The sequence below is a fragment of the Clostridium sp. UBA5988 genome (genome assembly GCF_002435615.1).
GTDB lineage: Bacteria > Bacillota > Clostridia > Clostridiales > Clostridiaceae > Clostridium_J > Clostridium_J sulfidigenes.
Window position 1 is genome coordinate 1 of record NZ_DJBA01000069.1, and the last position, 17,341, is coordinate 17,341.

At 28.7% G+C, this 17,341-nt stretch carries 20 protein-coding genes; 4 read left to right on the forward strand and 16 right to left on the reverse strand.

Going from position 1 to position 17,341, the window contains the following annotated elements:
* Positions 1 to 186: 186 nt before the first annotated feature.
* A complete protein-coding gene (locus B3J31_RS14895) occupies positions 187 to 840 on the forward strand; it encodes a TVP38/TMEM64 family protein (protein WP_346867096.1) in 654 nt (217 codons plus the stop codon).
* Positions 841 to 904: 64 nt separating this feature from the next.
* On the opposite strand, the gene B3J31_RS14900 is transcribed toward B3J31_RS14895, so the two are convergent.
* Genes B3J31_RS14900 through B3J31_RS14925 form a run of 6 tightly spaced genes read right to left on the reverse strand, consistent with a single transcriptional unit; the run spans position 905 to position 5,922 of the window.
* Positions 905 to 1,690 carry an ATP-binding cassette domain-containing protein gene (locus tag B3J31_RS14900; RefSeq protein ID WP_150844439.1) on the reverse strand — a complete coding sequence of 262 codons (786 nt, stop codon included), beginning with the start codon at positions 1,688 to 1,690 and terminating at the stop codon, positions 905 to 907.
* Positions 1,691 to 1,692: 2 nt separating this feature from the next.
* Positions 1,693 to 2,484: an ABC transporter permease subunit gene (locus tag B3J31_RS14905; RefSeq protein WP_150844438.1), complete on the reverse strand. Its 792-nt coding sequence runs from the start codon at positions 2,482 to 2,484 to the stop codon at positions 1,693 to 1,695.
* Entirely contained in the window at positions 2,481 to 3,350 is an 870-nt protein-coding gene (locus B3J31_RS14910) for an ABC transporter permease subunit (protein WP_150844437.1), read from the reverse strand. Before B3J31_RS14910 ends, B3J31_RS14905 begins: the two co-directional genes overlap by 4 nt.
* On the reverse strand, positions 3,340 to 4,548 hold the full coding sequence (locus tag B3J31_RS14915) for an ABC transporter substrate-binding protein (RefSeq protein ID WP_150844436.1): 1,209 nt from the start codon (positions 4,546 to 4,548) through the stop codon (positions 3,340 to 3,342). Before B3J31_RS14915 ends, B3J31_RS14910 begins: the two co-directional genes overlap by 11 nt.
* Complete coding sequence (locus tag B3J31_RS14920) at positions 4,538 to 5,137, reverse strand: CDP-alcohol phosphatidyltransferase family protein (RefSeq protein ID WP_346867097.1); 600 nt, start codon at positions 5,135 to 5,137, stop codon at positions 4,538 to 4,540. The genes B3J31_RS14915 and B3J31_RS14920 overlap by 11 nt, the downstream gene beginning before the upstream one ends.
* 8 nt (positions 5,138 to 5,145) lie before the next feature.
* A complete protein-coding gene (locus B3J31_RS14925) occupies positions 5,146 to 5,922 on the reverse strand; it encodes a heterodisulfide reductase-related iron-sulfur binding cluster (RefSeq protein WP_150844434.1) in 777 nt (258 codons plus the stop codon).
* 252 nt (positions 5,923 to 6,174) lie between these two features.
* Here B3J31_RS14925 and B3J31_RS14930 point away from each other — a divergent pair, with 252 nt between their 5' ends.
* Complete coding sequence (locus B3J31_RS14930; RefSeq protein ID WP_150844433.1) at positions 6,175 to 6,630, forward strand: rhodanese-like domain-containing protein; 456 nt, start codon at positions 6,175 to 6,177, stop codon at positions 6,628 to 6,630.
* Between the two features lie 40 nt (positions 6,631 to 6,670).
* Here B3J31_RS14930 and B3J31_RS14935 read toward each other — a convergent pair whose 3' ends face one another.
* The 5 genes from B3J31_RS14935 to B3J31_RS14955 all read right to left on the reverse strand — a co-directional run bounded on the left by B3J31_RS14935 (position 6,671) and on the right by B3J31_RS14955 (position 11,941).
* Entirely contained in the window at positions 6,671 to 7,384 is a 714-nt protein-coding gene (locus tag B3J31_RS14935; protein ID WP_150844432.1) for a VTT domain-containing protein, read from the reverse strand.
* 199 nt (positions 7,385 to 7,583) lie between these two features.
* Positions 7,584 to 8,540 carry a rhodanese-like domain-containing protein gene (locus B3J31_RS14940; protein ID WP_150844431.1) on the reverse strand — a complete coding sequence of 319 codons (957 nt, stop codon included), beginning with the start codon at positions 8,538 to 8,540 and terminating at the stop codon, positions 7,584 to 7,586.
* A gap of 196 nt (positions 8,541 to 8,736) precedes the next feature.
* The gene (trmB, locus tag B3J31_RS14945; protein ID WP_150844430.1) at positions 8,737 to 9,393 is read right to left on the reverse strand and encodes a tRNA (guanosine(46)-N7)-methyltransferase TrmB; all 657 of its coding nucleotides are present in this window, start codon (positions 9,391 to 9,393) and stop codon (positions 8,737 to 8,739) included.
* A gap of 65 nt (positions 9,394 to 9,458) precedes the next feature.
* Positions 9,459 to 10,112, reverse strand: coding sequence for a site-2 protease family protein (locus tag B3J31_RS14950; protein WP_150844429.1), 654 nt, complete (start codon positions 10,110 to 10,112; stop codon positions 9,459 to 9,461).
* A 452-nt stretch (positions 10,113 to 10,564) separates the two neighbouring features.
* Complete coding sequence (locus B3J31_RS14955) at positions 10,565 to 11,941, reverse strand: PhoH family protein (protein ID WP_346867098.1); 1,377 nt, start codon at positions 11,939 to 11,941, stop codon at positions 10,565 to 10,567.
* A gap of 213 nt (positions 11,942 to 12,154) precedes the next feature.
* Here B3J31_RS14955 and B3J31_RS14960 point away from each other — a divergent pair, with 213 nt between their 5' ends.
* Both B3J31_RS14960 and B3J31_RS14965 read left to right on the forward strand, forming a co-directional pair.
* The gene (locus tag B3J31_RS14960; protein WP_035135687.1) at positions 12,155 to 12,574 is read left to right on the forward strand and encodes a Fur family transcriptional regulator; all 420 of its coding nucleotides are present in this window, start codon (positions 12,155 to 12,157) and stop codon (positions 12,572 to 12,574) included.
* 92 nt (positions 12,575 to 12,666) lie between these two features.
* On the forward strand, positions 12,667 to 13,602 hold the full coding sequence (locus B3J31_RS14965) for a hypothetical protein (RefSeq protein WP_346867099.1): 936 nt from the start codon (positions 12,667 to 12,669) through the stop codon (positions 13,600 to 13,602).
* Positions 13,603 to 13,794: 192 nt separating this feature from the next.
* Here B3J31_RS14965 and B3J31_RS14970 read toward each other — a convergent pair whose 3' ends face one another.
* The 5 genes from B3J31_RS14970 to B3J31_RS14990 all read right to left on the reverse strand — a co-directional run bounded on the left by B3J31_RS14970 (position 13,795) and on the right by B3J31_RS14990 (position 17,300).
* Entirely contained in the window at positions 13,795 to 14,781 is a 987-nt protein-coding gene (locus B3J31_RS14970) for a hypothetical protein (protein WP_150844427.1), read from the reverse strand.
* Positions 14,782 to 14,961: 180 nt separating this feature from the next.
* Positions 14,962 to 15,237 carry a hypothetical protein gene (locus B3J31_RS14975; protein ID WP_242844149.1) on the reverse strand — a complete coding sequence of 92 codons (276 nt, stop codon included), beginning with the start codon at positions 15,235 to 15,237 and terminating at the stop codon, positions 14,962 to 14,964.
* 129 nt (positions 15,238 to 15,366) lie between these two features.
* The gene (locus B3J31_RS14980; RefSeq protein ID WP_207656749.1) at positions 15,367 to 15,684 is read right to left on the reverse strand and encodes a hypothetical protein; all 318 of its coding nucleotides are present in this window, start codon (positions 15,682 to 15,684) and stop codon (positions 15,367 to 15,369) included.
* Positions 15,685 to 15,748: 64 nt separating this feature from the next.
* Positions 15,749 to 16,315, reverse strand: coding sequence for a hypothetical protein (locus B3J31_RS14985; protein ID WP_346874183.1), 567 nt, complete (start codon positions 16,313 to 16,315; stop codon positions 15,749 to 15,751).
* A 253-nt stretch (positions 16,316 to 16,568) separates the two neighbouring features.
* Positions 16,569 to 17,300, reverse strand: a complete 732-nt coding sequence (locus B3J31_RS14990; protein ID WP_150844425.1) for a type II CAAX prenyl endopeptidase Rce1 family protein — start codon at positions 17,298 to 17,300, stop codon at positions 16,569 to 16,571.
* Positions 17,301 to 17,341: the final 41 nt, after the last annotated feature.

Consider the following 17,341-nt stretch of genomic DNA (forward strand, 5'->3'; position numbering starts at 1 on the left):
CAAAGTCAAAAATCGTTGACACCAGTTAGTTAAATTATACTAAAATTAAAGTTAAATTACTACATTTTAGTAATCATTACATTTTACTTATAGAAATTCTCTATACTAATTTCAATATATTGACTTACACTGTTAATTTATATACTATATGTTATGGAGATATAGTCACTATAAGGAGGCAACACTGTGAAAAAAAATAAAAAACTTACAATTTCGATGATAACCCTTTTAATACTTGTTATAACCTATTTTGCATTTTTCAGAGGATTAACTCCAGAGATTTTAAGAAATTACATAGGTGGTTTTGGCTACTTAGCACCATTTATTTATATATTATGTTTTACTATACTTCCAATCGCTTTTTTCCCTGTACCTATCTTAGCCCTTGCTGCAGGACTTCTATTTGGATTTCTTCCTGGCACCATATATACCTTAATTGGAGCAGTTTTAAATAGTGCCATAATGTTTTTAATGGCTAAAGTCCTAGCAAAGGATGCTGTTACTAATTTACTCCAAAGAAAGCTTCCTGAAAACTGGAGCAGCTTCTTATTTAATTTAGATGAAAAAAAAGGCTTTGGAATTATATTTATTCTAAGGTTAATACCAGCCATGCCGTACAATTTAATTAATTATGGTGCTGGATTAACATCAATAAAGTTCAGTTCCTATATGTTAGCTACTATCCTTGGAATTCTTCCAGGTACCTTAGTATTTTTGAACATTGGAAATCAAGCTTTGAATATCCATAACCCAGCATTTATGGTATCAATTATACTTCTAATATTGCTGACGATTTTCTCTTTAATCCTTGGAAAAAGGATAGGAAAAACCAATTCTTAAAATAAACCTCACATGAAATTCCCCATAACATTTAACTATATAATATAAAAAATAAGGATATCAATTAAATAATTGACTCCTTATTTTTTATCTTTATAATTCTATCAGAAAAAATAATCCTTCCATCCCCTAAAGTAGTAATTTCACCTAAGTATTCATCAATACAAGGTATATTAGTTAATCTATTTAGGTTTTCTGTTTTATCTACTAAAGCTATACTTCCTTTAAATAAAAAAGCTATACTACTACTCATAGAAAAAGCATCTTCCTTTTCATGAGTGATCATAATGGTAGTAATTCTAAACTGTCTTTGTATCTTCATTATATAGTCTTTTATATAATGCTTTAAATTATTATCTAACCCCGTAAAGGGCTCATCAAGCAAAAGTACCTTAGGGTCTATAGCTAAAGCTCTCATTAATGATATTAACTGTTGTTGTCCTCCTGAAAGTTGATGTGGGTACTTTTTCATATGTTCACCCATGTTAAAAAACTCAACAAGAAATTTGACCTTATCATCAATATATTTCCTTGGAAACTTTCTCATTTTTAATCCAAACTCTACATTTTCTCTTACCGTCATATGTGGAAAAAGTTGATTTCCTTGGTGTACCATTACTACATTTCTTTTTTCCATAGGTAAATAGTTAATAATCTCACCATCTAATCTAAGCTCTCCCTCATTAGGTAATATAGCCCCTGTAATAGTCTTAAAAATTGTAGACTTTCCTGCCCCACTAGGACCTAATATAGAGAAAAACTCTCCATCTTCAATAGTTAAATTAATATTTTTTAGAATTTCCTTATTACCAATAGAAAAATATATGTTTTTAAGCTCTATCTTACTCATATTTAACCCATCTCCCTATATTTATCATCACTGTACTTCTTTGTTATATATGAACTCATTATCATTACTATTACTCCATGGAGTATATACATTAATGTATATACCGAAGCTATATTTCTGTTAGAATTTCCTATATACGGTGTCATAATCATAGAAAAATTAACATGGCTATTATCTCCAATAAACATGTTTATGAAATACTGAGAGTAAGATATAATAAATGCCATAAAAAAACTTGATGCATACCCTTGAGCATATAGTGGTATATTCACATATTTAAATGCTTGCCAAAAAGATGCACCCAATCCTCGAGCTGTAAGCTCATCTCCTATACCCCAAACAGTATAATAGGAATATATTAATTTAAATGCATAGGGTAAGGAAAAATAAATATGTAACACTAAAACAGCAATACTACAAGAAGTAAAATAGTTTAGAAATAATTTATGACTTCCTAAACATATACTTATTACTGGTAATAACATAGGTAAATAAAAAATGCTTTCCAATGTAACTTTATACTTTATATGGGTAGTTATAAAAAATCTTGCAGCCATGATACTTAAAACTAAAGATATTAATGCTACTTCTGTAGAAAAGAAAATAGACTTTATTCCAATAAACCAATCTCCTGATGTAAAAAAGTATTTAAAACCATCTAGTGTAAAAGTATTAGGTAAAATATCCGTTGCTTTCCAACTTTTAAAAAAGGCCCAAACTATCATAGATATTATAGGAAGTACTAAAAATATAAGTATAGAAAATATGAATACACTTTTAATCCACCTTCTCACTCCCTTACCTCCTCTTGTCTATTATCCTTTATCATTTTATAATAAAGCACACATAATATTAAAGATATTATGATCATTATCATATTTATAGCCATTCCATATATTCTATTGGATAAATCTGCATTTAGGTAGGTTTTATAAGCATAAACCCCTATAGAAATTGGGTTTGATGGTCCTAGATAGTAAAAACCTTCATAAGTAAACATATTAAAATTAAATATTACTAAAAATGAAGTAAATATAGCTCTCTTAGCTAAAGGTAAAAGAATTTTTATTATATACTGAAATTTTGTACATCCTAAGTTCTGTGCTATAAACCTATAATTTTTATTTACTTTCATAAAAATAGGAACAACACTAAATGCTATGAAAGGCATACCTTTAAAAATATTTAAAAGCATTACTGCTACTCCCTTGGAGTTAAAAATTAAATTTATATTTATATTAGAAAATCCTAATAATGATATTATGTGAAATAGTAAGCCCTTATCACTATAAGTTGTATATATAAGAACTGCCGCTGCCACATAGGAGAGTAGAATTGGCAATCTATATAAAACATTTATAAATTTATTCCTTGATTTTGATATGTAATATCCTAGGTAACTACCTAAAACTGTAGCAATTACTGATGATACTAAGGATATTTTAAAACTATAGTATAAACTATTTAAAAAAACAGGATCTGAAAATAACTCTTTATAATATTTAAATGTAAAATTATTAAAGGAAAGCTCAGGAATATATCCTAAGCTTTCCATAAAGGTATTGATAATAACAAACATAGTAATTACAACTATCACAGATAAAGATGGAATAATCATTAATCCACCTATAACCTTTTGTCTCTGCTTATTATTTATCAAAAAGAATCACGTCCTCCCATACCTTTTCTATAATTACCACTAAGTCTGATCTTAATTCTGCTTGTTGGTGCTTTGAAAGTTCTTCATAGTTTAGAATTGTATGTTCATACTCTTTATCTGGAGTAAGCTTTATATCAAGCTCCTTCTGTTGTTCTTCATTTAACTTATTATATTCAACAGATGGTAGATCAGCCCATCCCCTTAAGTCTGCTTTAGATATTTGCATTTCAGCTGATAAGGCAGCATTAATTACCTTTAGTGCACCATCTACATTAGATGCATTAGCTGCAATGGCTAAATAATGTGTATTAAATGGAGTCCCCTTATCCCATATGAAGGATTTAGTAGACACAGGCCAACTTTTATCCATTACTTTACTTAAAGCTTTATTAGCATTGTAATCCATGGCAATATCAACTTCACCATCTTGATATAAGCTATCTAATTGAGCAGAATCTGTAGGGTAAACCTCTCCCTTTTTCCATAAATATGGCTCAATCTCTTTAAGATATTCTAATACAGGTGACATAGCTTCTTTAACTTCATCATAATCTGCTGGTAAGTCCTTTAATTTATCATATCCAATAATATCATAAAGTACTGTTCTAACAAAGGCTGAGCCAGTAAAATCACTAGCCTGAGGATATGTAAATCTACCAGGATTTTTTGTTACATACTCTTTTAACTTTTCTGCATTAGTTGGTGGTATATTTATCTTATCGCTATCATAATTTAATACAAATTGAGCTGTTCCCCAAGGCGCCTCATATCCTTCTGTAGGATACCCAAAATCCTTATTTGCAGCATCACCTTCTAAGTCTATATACCCTTGTGCATTTTCTAATTTATCTAAAAAAGGTCCATACAAAAGCTCATTTTCCTTAGCATAATGGAAATTTTCACCATTTATCCATATAATATCGATAGTCCCTTTTTCTGTAGAACTTTTTTCATTAGTAAGTTTCAGTAAAATTTCATCAATATTCATAGGAATACGATTTAAAGTAATATTGTAGTTCTCCTTTACATAAACTGCCAATTCCTTATCAATCCAAGTGTTAACTCTTTCATCTCCACCCCATCCATATAAGTTTACCACTTCAGCTTTATCATTTTTCTTACCACAGGCTACAAGTCCAAAAACAAGTATTATGGAAAGAATTATCAAAAGTATTGATTTTAATTTCTTATTTTTCATTGTTACCTCCTAATACTTTAATTGCCATATATAGTCTTTGTACTGCTGTATATAAAATTAGCACGGCATAAATAAATGCTAATATTTTCATATGAGGATAAAAGATTATCATAAATGTAAACATTATAAACCCTTCAGTTCTTTCCATTAATCCAGCTTGATAATGAAAACTTTTAATACCTGTATTTTCTAAGAGCATTCCACTAGTCAAAAATACCGTCATAGATAAAATTATAGTGCAAGCTAATATCATTAAGGTAAAGGTTGCCTCATTACATACTATAGCAAAGGATATTATATATGAAATTTCAACTAATCTATCAAGCCATATATCTAATAATGTACCTACCTCTGAAACCTTACCGCTTTGTCTTGCCATAGAACCATCTACAGCATCTAAAAATCCAGAAATCCATAATAAAATTATTGACAAAATAAACTTACCAAGGGAAAATGAAACAGCTCCTACAATTCCAACCATAGCAGCAATAATAGTTATATGTGTTGGCATGAAACCAATTTTAAGAAAACTTCTTCCAATTTTATCAAATATTCTATCAAAATATTTTCTTCCCCTTGTATCTAACATTATCACTCTTACCTCTTACTCTTCCTTACAGAATTATACCTATTCTTCCAAGACCCATTAGCCTTTGTTTCCCATAATAATTCTAAAATATGATATGCTTCAAAACTATTTTTTCTAAAAGTATCTACACAAGAACTGCAGTATGTCACTATCTCTTTGGATGGTGCTTGTTTTGCACGAATTTCAAATAGCCTTTGACCTTTTTCTGGGTATAAAGTCATAATCATATCTTTTTTCCCACAACAAATTGTTCTATCCCTATTATTAGGGAACTCTAATATATCTACTCCTAGTTTATTTAATATATTTCTTGCAGAAACAGCATTCTCTAGATAACCTCTTATTGGACAAGGATCATGTAAGGATAATTTTCTTCCTTTATATATATTATATTTATTTTTGGGGATTATCTCATCTAAAACTGTCCATGCTGATATTATTTCACAATTGCTATTTTCAACCAAAGTATTTTGGCAATTAGGACATAAAGTATAAATTTTCTTTACTCCATTTTTCTCAAAAGCCTTATTTAAAAACTGTTTTCTTTTCTCATAAGGTTTTCCCCCATCTATATGAAGTGATGGTTTTCCACAACACATAGTACTTAATTTTAAATCAGGTATCTGTGTTTTTAAAAGTTCATAGGTTTTCATCACTATTTCTTCTCCCATAGATAAAATAGCACACCCTGGCCAAAATACATTTTCTCCTGGTGAAAGCTCAATAAATAGTGAACTAAAACTAAGAAGTTGATGAGTTTTTATGCTTATTTTCCCCTTAACCATCCTCTTATAACACTACCTTTCTATGCATAAAAATAAGAGGTACTATTGACCCCTATTTCATATCCTTTTATTTCAACAAAAAAAGTATAGCTTTAATAATAATTATTGTCAATAAGTATAGCTATCTCTAATACACCTATTACTTTCAATTTAATTTTCCTATTTGATTTTAATGTATCCTTTATATATAATAACTTTGGTAATAGAAACCAATATAATAAATATAATAATTTACTTACGGAGGGATATGAAATGAAAAAAAAACTTACTCTTCTACTTGCTCTTTGCTTAATTATCTCAACTATGCTTATGGGATGTAGTAAATCAAAGGATACTTCAAAAGAAGGCGAAGAAAAACAATATCAATATTATACAGCTGAACAATTAAAAACTGCTATTGAAAATAAAGATGATATTTATTTAATAGATATACAGCCAAAAGAAGATTACGATGCACATCATATTGTTGGTACTGTTCCAACTTATGCTTATCCAGCAGATACTGATGATTTAAGATCTAAAATAGATGTTACCTTAGATGAAATTAATAAAACAGATAAGCCAATAATAGTTGTTTGCCCAGGTGGTGGCGGTGGTGCTAAAAACACTATTGATTACTTAACAACTAAAAGTGTGGATGCAAAGAGAATGTTTATATTAGAAAAAGGCCAAAAAGGTTGGCCATATGATGAATTATTAGAAAAATAATTTTTATTATAAAATGCAGAGTGAATTTTGACTCTGCATTTTATTTTTTACTTTTCTTTTGTCTCTCATTATATATCTGTTTAAACATAAATACTAATACAGTTATTGCAAAAAGTATTAATAACGCTGTAACAATCATTTGAGCTCCACCAGTTAACATACCACCTATATAGGAATAAACAACAGTTGCTGGTAATTGTCCAATCCCTGTAGCCACTATAAATTCTAAAAATCCCATAGATGTTAGTCCTGCCGCATAGGATATAAAGTCAAAGGATACAAAAGGCAATAATCTACATACTAAAATTGTATGTTTACCATACTTTTCAAAGAACCCATCCACACTTGCCATTGCATATTTACTAGTAAGTTTTTCAACAGCATCTCGTCCAAGAATTCTTCCAATATAAAAACACAAAGCTGCTCCTGTCATAGAACTAATCCATGATAATAGAGCACCCTTCCACCATCCAAAAATAGCAGCATTGGCAAAGGTTATTAGAAATGCCGGCAAGGGTGCTGCCACTGATTGAAACACCATTAGTAAAAATGAAACTAATACTGCATATATTCCAAAGGACCTTATATATCCAGCCACAGACTCAATACTCATAGAGCTGAATAACATAAAGATGCCATTTACTTTTGAATTGAAAGTTGGTATGAAAAAATATGCTAAACCTAGCGATACTATAATAATTAATATTAAGATTTTTCCTAAATTTCTATTTTTGTGTGTCAATTTCTTTTCCATAACATACTCCTTACTTTAACTATGTATATTTATCCATAGAAAATCATATTTACTTATTATCTTTTTTGTATCATATATAATATCCAAGCTATTCAGTAATTTGTATTATTTCTTGTATTAGATATAATGTTTTTCTATTGTAATAAAGTATTCTTTGATATCAAAGAATACTTTATTTTATAATATTAACTTTATGATATTAGTTTTCAACTTCCTCTACCGCACACCATCTATAGTATGATTCATCATAATTTAGAGAATTTTCAAATCCACACATTTCAAGAATTAACTGCATATATGCAGAACGAATACCTGCTGTGCAATAGGTTACTATCTTATCACTTTTTGATAATCCTGATGTTTCAAATATTTTTGTTAAATCATCATTTGACTTTAAATTTCCTTCTTCATTAAATAAATCTGTGTATTTAATGTGTATTGCCCCTGGTAAATGACCACCTTTTGCCTCACCATACAAGGTCTTTCCTTCATACTCTTCATCAGCACGAACATCTACTACCTTTACATTTTCATATTCTTTTTTTAAAGCATCAGTGTTAATTAAATGAGTATCATCAATAGCCTCAATTTTTACATCTGCTAGCTCCGGTGTAGCAATCTCCTTTACTACTGGTAACCCTGCTGATACCATAGCATCGTATCCACCATCAACCATTTTAACATTATCATAGCCTGCTGCTACAAGCTCCCATAAAATTCTTCCGTCATCGCCCCATCCATTTTTAGCCGCTGCAAAAATAATAATCTCTTTATCTTTATCAATACCAAGGTTACTTAGCTTTTTACTTAACTCTTCTGGTTCTAGAATAGTACCCCACATCTCATCTCCAGCTTTGCTATCTTCAACTTTAGCAATAGACTGCCATGCCATAGCCATTGCTCCTTGAATAGTTCCTTTTTTTGCAGTTTCTTCACCCCTTGCATCAATGAGAAGTAGATTTTCTTTTTCTAAACTTTCTTTTACATATGAAACATCTACTATGTACTTACCTTTAAAACTAACCTTTTCTTCAACTTGAGCTCCTTTTGAAGAATTTGTTTCTGGTTTTACTTCTTCTTTTTTACCACAACCAACCAAAGAAATAGTAGTAGTTAACATTAAGCTCATAGCTAATAATAATGCCTTTTTTCTCATATTAATTCCCCCCATATAGTTTTACTATTTTATATACCTACATAAATATAGCAAAGGCACTATCCATAGTCAAAATTTATTAAATATACTTATAGTTTTCTTATTTTCTATTTGAAATTTCTATAGATTAAATACATTATAAAAATAAAAAAACAAGATTCAACATCAATCTAAAGCTAAATCTTGCCTCTTATTTTTATTTTAATCTTGCCACTAAGAACATAGTTTTCATTCCCATAGCTGTAAATTTGCTTTCATACTCTGTAACTACATTACCTTCAAATCCACTATTATGTAAATCATAGGTTATAAATTCTATAGAAAATCCTGCTTCTTTAAAGTATTCTTGAGAATCATTGAATAAATCTACATCATCGGTTTTAAACCATATCTCTCCATTTGGTTTTAAAAACTTTTTATATGATTGTAAAAATTTCGTATATGTAAGTCTTCTCTTGTTATGACTTTTTTTAGGCCAAGGATTACAGAAGTTTATATATATTCTATCTATCTCATCTTTACCAAATACGTTGTCTATAAGCATTATATTAAGAACTATGAGCCTTGCATTTATATTCTTTGCTCTTTCTATTCCTTCAAATGATGCCATAACTTTCCTTAATGCATATACTACAACTTCATCTTTTAAATCTATTCCTATATAGTTTACATTTCTATCTTTAATTGCACGTTGACTAATATGTCCTCCCATACCACAACCTAACTCTAAATGAATAGGATTATTATTTTCAAATTCTTCTCTCCATTTTCCGCAATGACCATATTTATCATATATTACAATATCACTAGCTTCTAATTCTGGTCTTGCCCAATGCTTTTTTCTAAGTCTCATAAATTTCTCTCCTCGATATTAGTTTGTTAAATTATATTATATATTTATTTTTGTCTATATGAATTTTATAAAAATAAATATGTAGCCATAGCTGCAAAAATATTATATATATACTGACCTGGTATTCCAACTATAAAATCTAAAATTGAAAGTCCACCTATAATAGGTAGAACTAATATAATAAATATTAGCATGTTATTTTTATACATTATAGTTTGAAATCTTTTAGATTTATCTCCTAATATATCTACTATTATGCTAAAACCATCAAAACCTGGTATAGGTAATAAATTTAATATAAACCAAGAACAATTTATTAGAGCTGTTTGTCGGATAATTAAATATATTATAAACTTAATATCACTATTTCCTGGTATAAACTTGACATATAAAGCTAGAGCTATTGTAGCTATAAATCCTATAGTCAAAGTAGTTAGAAGTCCTCCAAGTCTTATTTTTAAATCATCTTTATAATAATTTTTAAAATTTGATTTATTAATTTCTACAGGTTTTATCCATCCAAAACCTATTATAAGCATAAATATAAACCCAAATACACTGATGTGCTTCAAAGGATTTAAAGTATTTCTTCCATACTCTTTTGGGGTATCATCACCAAGTTTTATAGCAATTTTAGATTGAATATATCCCTTAAATGTAAATGCAACTAAAATTGCTGGTATCACTAAGATCCTTCCCAATAAATAATTGTTATTCATCCTTTTCACTCCTTCTGCAATACTCCTAGTATATCATATTTTTATCAATCTTTTTAATTCTTTTATTAATATAAAATTTCTATTATTTTTTCAACTAACCAGTTTAATAAATAATACTTGTATTATATCTTTACTATAGACTTAGTTACACTATTAAAATACAAAAATAGCTGAAACCCGCATGGATAAAACAACTATTTAACTATTTAACTATTTATATATTTAACTAGTTCCATATGTAACATTTTAAATAGGTGCAATTTTAGCTATGCTGACTCCATGGATTAATAACTTTTCTTAAATATAATATTGGAGCATTTGTAACATTTATCACTTTAATTAACTACAGAGCCAAAAAAAGAATCAATAAATATTATAAAATACTTATCGATTCTTTACTATTATATAAATACTATAAAAATTATTATATCCTAATAAACTTGCGATTTATACTACAAACGTTGAGCAGCTTCAAAAGATAGTGGTGATCTTTCACATTCATCATATTTCAAAGTTACTTGGTAACACAATTTACTACCTTTCATTCTTTCAGATGCATAACACAACCCATTAGACCTAGAATCCATAAAGGGGTGATCTATTTGATCTGGATCTCCAATAAGTATAAGTTTTGTTCCAATACCTACCCTAGTTGTAATTGCCTTTACTTGCTTTGGAGAGAGATTTTGAGCCTCATCAATTATTACCCACTGTCTTATTATTGATCTACCTCTTAAATATGCTATGGCTTCAGTGGTTATAATCCTTCTATCAAATAATTCATTTACCTTATCTTGTAATTCTTTTTCATTTTTATATCTTTCTTTTTCATCTGAATCTACTAGAACTTCTAAATTATCAAAAATAGGTCTCATAAATGGGGATATTTTTTGCTCTTCAGTACCTGGTAAAAACCCTATTTCTTCATCCATAGTTACATTAGGTCTACATACTAATATCTTTCTATATTCACCAGTTTCTTCTTCTATGATTTTCTGTAATCCTACTGCTAAAGAAAATAATGTTTTGGCTGTTCCTGCTGGACCTTTTACTATACTTAAAGGAGCCATATTAGATGACGTAAATAGGCACTCTAACATGAATCTTTGTCCTACATTTCTAGCACTTAATCCAAGGGGTTTGCTATCCTTATAATGCAAATGTACTATATTTTCTCCATCAAATCTGCCTAATGCACTTTGTTTTTTATTTTCTAAAGAATGCATAACTAAAAATTGATTTGTATAAAGGGTAGGAGTATAATACTCATCATTTTCTTCTTGATAACATACTACGTCATTTTTAGATATAACCTTTTTGGAATAGAATTCTGAAAGCTTATCTTGTGAAACATAGACTTCCATTCTACCAGTATACTGCTCATCTCCAGCTGGAACTACCTTCTCATAAAAATCTTCGCTTTTTACATTAACAATATCTGCTTTTATTCTTTCAAAGGTATCCTTTGTAATTAATATAACATCTTCCCCAGCATCTTTTAATGCCTTACATACTTGGAGTATCCTGTTATCAGCTTTATTTCTATCCCAAAACTTTGGAACTTCTGCATTTAAGCAATTAGTCTCTATTCTTAATTTACCACCACCAGGAAGAGGTACTCCTTCATTCAAATTTCCTAACTTTCTTAATACATCTATAATTCTCGATGCCTGTCTAGCATTTAACCCAAGGTCAGTTTTATTTTTTTTAAAATCATCCAGCTCCTCTAATACCACCTCTGGTATTACTACATCATTATTACCAAAAGATAATAATGCTCCTGATGAATATAATATAACGTTAGTATCTAACACATATGTTTTTTTCAAGTCATTCTCCTCCTCTCTTATACTATAATATATGAGTGACTTCTTATTAATTGAATTAATTTTTTAAATTTATATAAATATTTTATTGTAATTGCTATAATATATTATATAATATAGCAATATTATATAATAATCATTATCCATTCTTCCCCTTTGACAATGGATAATATTTATTATATAATATCTATAACAAATAACTATAGAGGTGATTCAATGGATATTAATTTTACCCAAGTTTTCAAAGAAAAAAAACTGAAACTTACACCTCAGCGTATAGCCGTATACAATTACTTGAAATCAACAAAAGAACATCCATCAGCTGAAACAATTCATAAAGCTTTAAAAGAAGCGTATCCAACTATGAGTTTAGCAACAGTTTATAAAACGCTAAAGGTTTTAGTAGACGTTAATTTAATTCAAGAGATTAATGTTGGAGAAGGCAACTTTAGATATGATGGTTTTGCTGATCCACATCCTCATATACATTGTATAAAATGCTCTAGGGTAGATGATTTAGAAGGTGTTAACTTTGATTTTCTAAATTCTAGTGTAAAAGATAATACAGATTATGAGATTATTTCTAATAAAGTATATTTTTATGGACTATGCCCTATGTGCAAGAAATCAAAATAAGAGATTAGATTATCTAATCTCTTTTTTATTTGTCTAATTTTTAATAATTATTATCTCTCTTTACACATATAATTTATAGAGGGGTGATTATAGTGTATAAGAAAAATAATTTGCATACTAAATTATTTAATATATTCTTATTTGTATTAGCTACTTTATGTTTTTTTAAACTATTTTTTGAAGAAGATAACTTAAAAGGAAAAAATGTATTCAACTTATCTGAAGAAAATATTGTAATTAATGAAGATTTAAATAATGATAATAAAAAAGATTCCATACTTATTAAAAAATCCAACTCTGATTTATTAGCTCAGGTAAATTTAAATAATAATGAAACCTATAGTTTAAACTATGATAAAAATTTGCAGACCCTTGGAGAATATTGCACATATTGGCCTGTAAGGGTTTCTACCCTAGATATTTCTAGAGATAATTCTAAAGAAATATTTATTCAAAGCTCTTTTCATAATAAAGCTGTTCAACATATCTTTTCTTGGAATGGAAATGGATATGATGACATATTTTGTTCTACTAATAATTTATTAGGATTTATAGATAGTGCTAATAGTAGAACTCCTAAAATTATATCAGGTAATTTTCAAGATAATAATATTAATTTAAAGGGATATTTATATAATAAAGGCTCCCTTAAAGAATTTAATGATAATCTGACTACATCTTTACCAGGCAAGGATACTATAACTAACTTTATATGCCTAATAGAAAGTTTGCCTGACCCTTACTTGTCTGTTCCCAACTATTTTTACTCTCAAATAAGCGGTTCAGATTTAGAGAGTATTTTTAGACTTGCTAATGGATCAAATTATTATAAATTTCAAGATGGTTATTTTACAGATTTAGCTTGGGATAATACAGGAAATATAACCTGTGAAAATTGGATATTAAACTTTAGAGTAATAAGCACATCTGATAGTAAAAAAGTAAGTAATTTAACTATAAATTTAATGATAAATAAATATAATGATAATGATTTTCCATTTAAAATTACCTCTGTTAATATATATTAAGTTATTTTACCTTTTAATTTTCTCATCCCATTATTGGAATTATTATATTCAAAAAATAAAAATGGGACCTAACGGTCCCAGGGGGATGGGGGGGCCTCTAAAATTACTTCTAGAGGTTTATGGAGATTTTAACTTCCATTACATTTTTATTATTGACTAAATTATATTATATATACATCTTTTTTAAATATTTTAGTCTTTTTCTAAATTATTATATTCAAAAATTTTTTGTAATAATTTAATCTTATTTGGATCAATGAGTCTAATTAATATATTTATAATCTTATTGTACTCTTCCTCCGTTAACCCTTTTTCATCTCTAAATATGTTCTCTTCAATTATATCTGCTTCATCTACTGTAGTAATATTTTCTTCTGAAAACTCATCACTTTTTATAATGTCATTTATGTCTAAATTATTTAAATCTACATTTGAAAAATCTATTCGTGAAAACTCCAAGTTATTCATGTTATTCAATATGGCATTAAAGTCAAGATTAGCTAATATTTCATCTACTGATTCTTTATCTTTTTTTTTTACCTCTGTATACTCTTCAACATTTTCATTATTGACATTATTACTATCACTATAATTATTAGAATTCATATTCTGTAGCAATGTTTTTAATTGTTCTATATCCTCTGGTTTAATCTGAGATAAAATTTGTTCTATAGAACTATTATTATTTATTGAACTATTACCATTGTTTACATTATTAGAAGGTGCTTGTGTATTTCCTCCGCCAAATAAAGAAGATATCATACTAATCAAATCACCACTATCTCCTGTGTTACCTCCTCCGCCTATGCCTAAATTGCTAAGCAAGTCCAGAATACCATTAAAGTTTCCGCCCATACCTCCTAACATGCTAGCCAACGGATTATTTCCTCCCATATTATTCATAGGATTATTCATCCCCATTGGATTCATCATACCCATAGGATTCATTTCCATAGGATTATTCATTCCCATTGGATTATTCATTCCCATTGGATTGTTCATTCCAGCTGGATTATTCATTCCCATTGCACCTAAGTTAGCAGCCATATTCATTGCATTCATTCCCATATTATTATTCATTGGATTATTGCCATTATATCCTCCAAAGTATCCATTATTATTTTGCTCTTGCACATAGTTTTCTTCTCTATCTCTTTTTCTATGCTTATGCTTTCCCATCTACTCACCTCTTTACTTATTATAAAATTTTAAAAAAGCAATCCATGAATAACATGGACTGCTAATTTTCTTACTTTTCTAGAAACCCCCCTATACTGGGCCATGGTTTACATCATTCTTTATCCATTGTTATTTCTACTTTTATAAGCAGTCCTTACTTTTGTTTAAACATCTTATAGTTTAACAACATTTACAGCAGCATTGTTTTCTGCAGCAACATCCATTATTAAAGTTATTATGGCCAAATCCAGCATTTCCTCTATTAAATCCAAATCCACCAAATCCACCAGAGCAACATAACCAATATAAGAATATTAAAGTTAATGCATTTCTAGCACTTGAATTACATTCTGTGTCTAGCAAACACTGATTTTTTAGAATTACGATTAATAGTAGAATTGTACATGGTTGAAAGCCGCAACCTGAATTTCCTATATTTCCGCATCCACACATCATAAATTCCTCCTTATTGTGAAGTGTACTTTCTAATTATCATAGATTAATCACTTAATAACTTTTGTTGGTATTTATTAATTTCATCTCTTGATAATTAATAATCCTTTAGTTAGTTTGATATTTATTGTGCTATGCACAACAAACTTTTATTCTTTTGCATTTACATTTTCTTTCTTTGCATTTACATTTACAGCATTTACACTTGCATTGACATCCACATCTACATGAACATTGGTTTCCACACATTGATCCATAGTTACAGTTTCCTAACATATTATTACTTCCACATCCACCATTGAATCCACATAACCAATATAAGAAAAGTAATGTTAATGCATTTTTAGACTTTGATGAACCATCTAGTAATCCTTGATTTGCAAGAATAACTATTATTAAAAGAATAGTACATGCTTGTGAGTTACCTCTATTATTTGAATATCCACACATTTATTCATTCCTCCAATCTTTATTTATCGTTTTCTTATCTATAGGCTTATCTACTCTTTATTCTTTAGCATGGTTTACATACTTGTTGAGGTGTTCTTCTTATAAGAAAAATTGCTATTATAAGAATTATTTGGCATATATTGCATCCGCCAAAGCCACCAAAACCACTATTTCCAAAACAACCATTATTGCCACTACATTGATTTTGATTGCAACATGGGTTACAACATTGGGTAAATTGGCATGGGTTGCATGAAGCAGTTTCTATAATATAATGCTTTTGTTTTTTACAATCTTTTCTTACTCCACCACAGCAGCAGCAATATTCTTTACATTTGCAGCAGCAAGGTTCACAGCAACAGCATGAGCAATCACAAGGATCGCAACAGCAATCATTTCCACCGCATCCACAGTTTCCACCGTTTCCTCCGAATCCACCGAATCCACCACATCCACAGTTTCCTCCGAATCCACCGCATCCACGATTTCCGCCGAATCCACCTCTACAGAAAATTAGTATTAATATTATCCAAATTAGTATTTTTCCACTTCCAAATCCAAAGTTTTGAGAAGGGTTTCCATCTGTACATGTTCCGCCAAACATCTGATATAGATTTGAATAGTCACTCATAGTTTTTATCCTCCTATTATATTTACATTTTTATATCATCATTTGTATAATACACTATATGATTTTGCTTAAGTTTTGACACTGATAATTGTATTTTTGAAGTTTTTTATATATTTAATCTATAGTATTTTTAGTGTGTTTTTCCTAAGCCTCTTTACTACAATATATGTTTTTCCATAAAATCGGTGATAAAAAAGTCATCTCATAATTTTCAATAAAGAAAATTATGAGATGACTTTTTATTATCTTATTACTATAAAATTATCTTGCTTAGCAGTAATATAAAAGTAGAAACTCCATTAACAAATAAGTGGATAAATACTGAATACCAAAACCCTTCCTTTTCAATTAGATAGCAGTTAAAAAAACTTACTACAAATAAGGAAGCAAAAGCACTAATACTAAAGTGAATAGATGCAAATAATATACTAACAATAGATGCAGATATTATAAATCCAAACTCCCCTTTAAATCTACTTCTTAAAAACTTACCATAAAATAAGTACCTAAAAACGAATTCTTCAACTACTGGTGCAAAAATAACGGTAAAGGGAATAGTTATTATAAAAGAAACTAAATCATAATCACTTAACATAGTTATAACTTGTTGTCGTTCAATAGGTATCTTTAACAATAACAGCAATAAAAGCCAAAACAAACCACACATTATTATAAATCCATAAACTAATAACACATATATCAATGCTTTACCTATTCTAAAATCACCTAAAGAAAACCTGTATTTTATATAATCATCATTCTTACATTTTGAACTAACCCAATTAGCTAAAATAAAAATTATTAAAACAAAAGGTAATATATTATTATAAAGTTCCGGTAATAAGAAATACAATGATATATATGCTATAATCACTATAATTTTAATTAGCTTAGAATTTCTTTTTATTTTCACTGTTCTTAGATAAAATACCAGTGGTAAAATATAAAGCATAAATATAATAAATAAATTTCCTAATATCTTCAAATAAACACCCCTCTTTAATCACATATATACTTATATGTTTA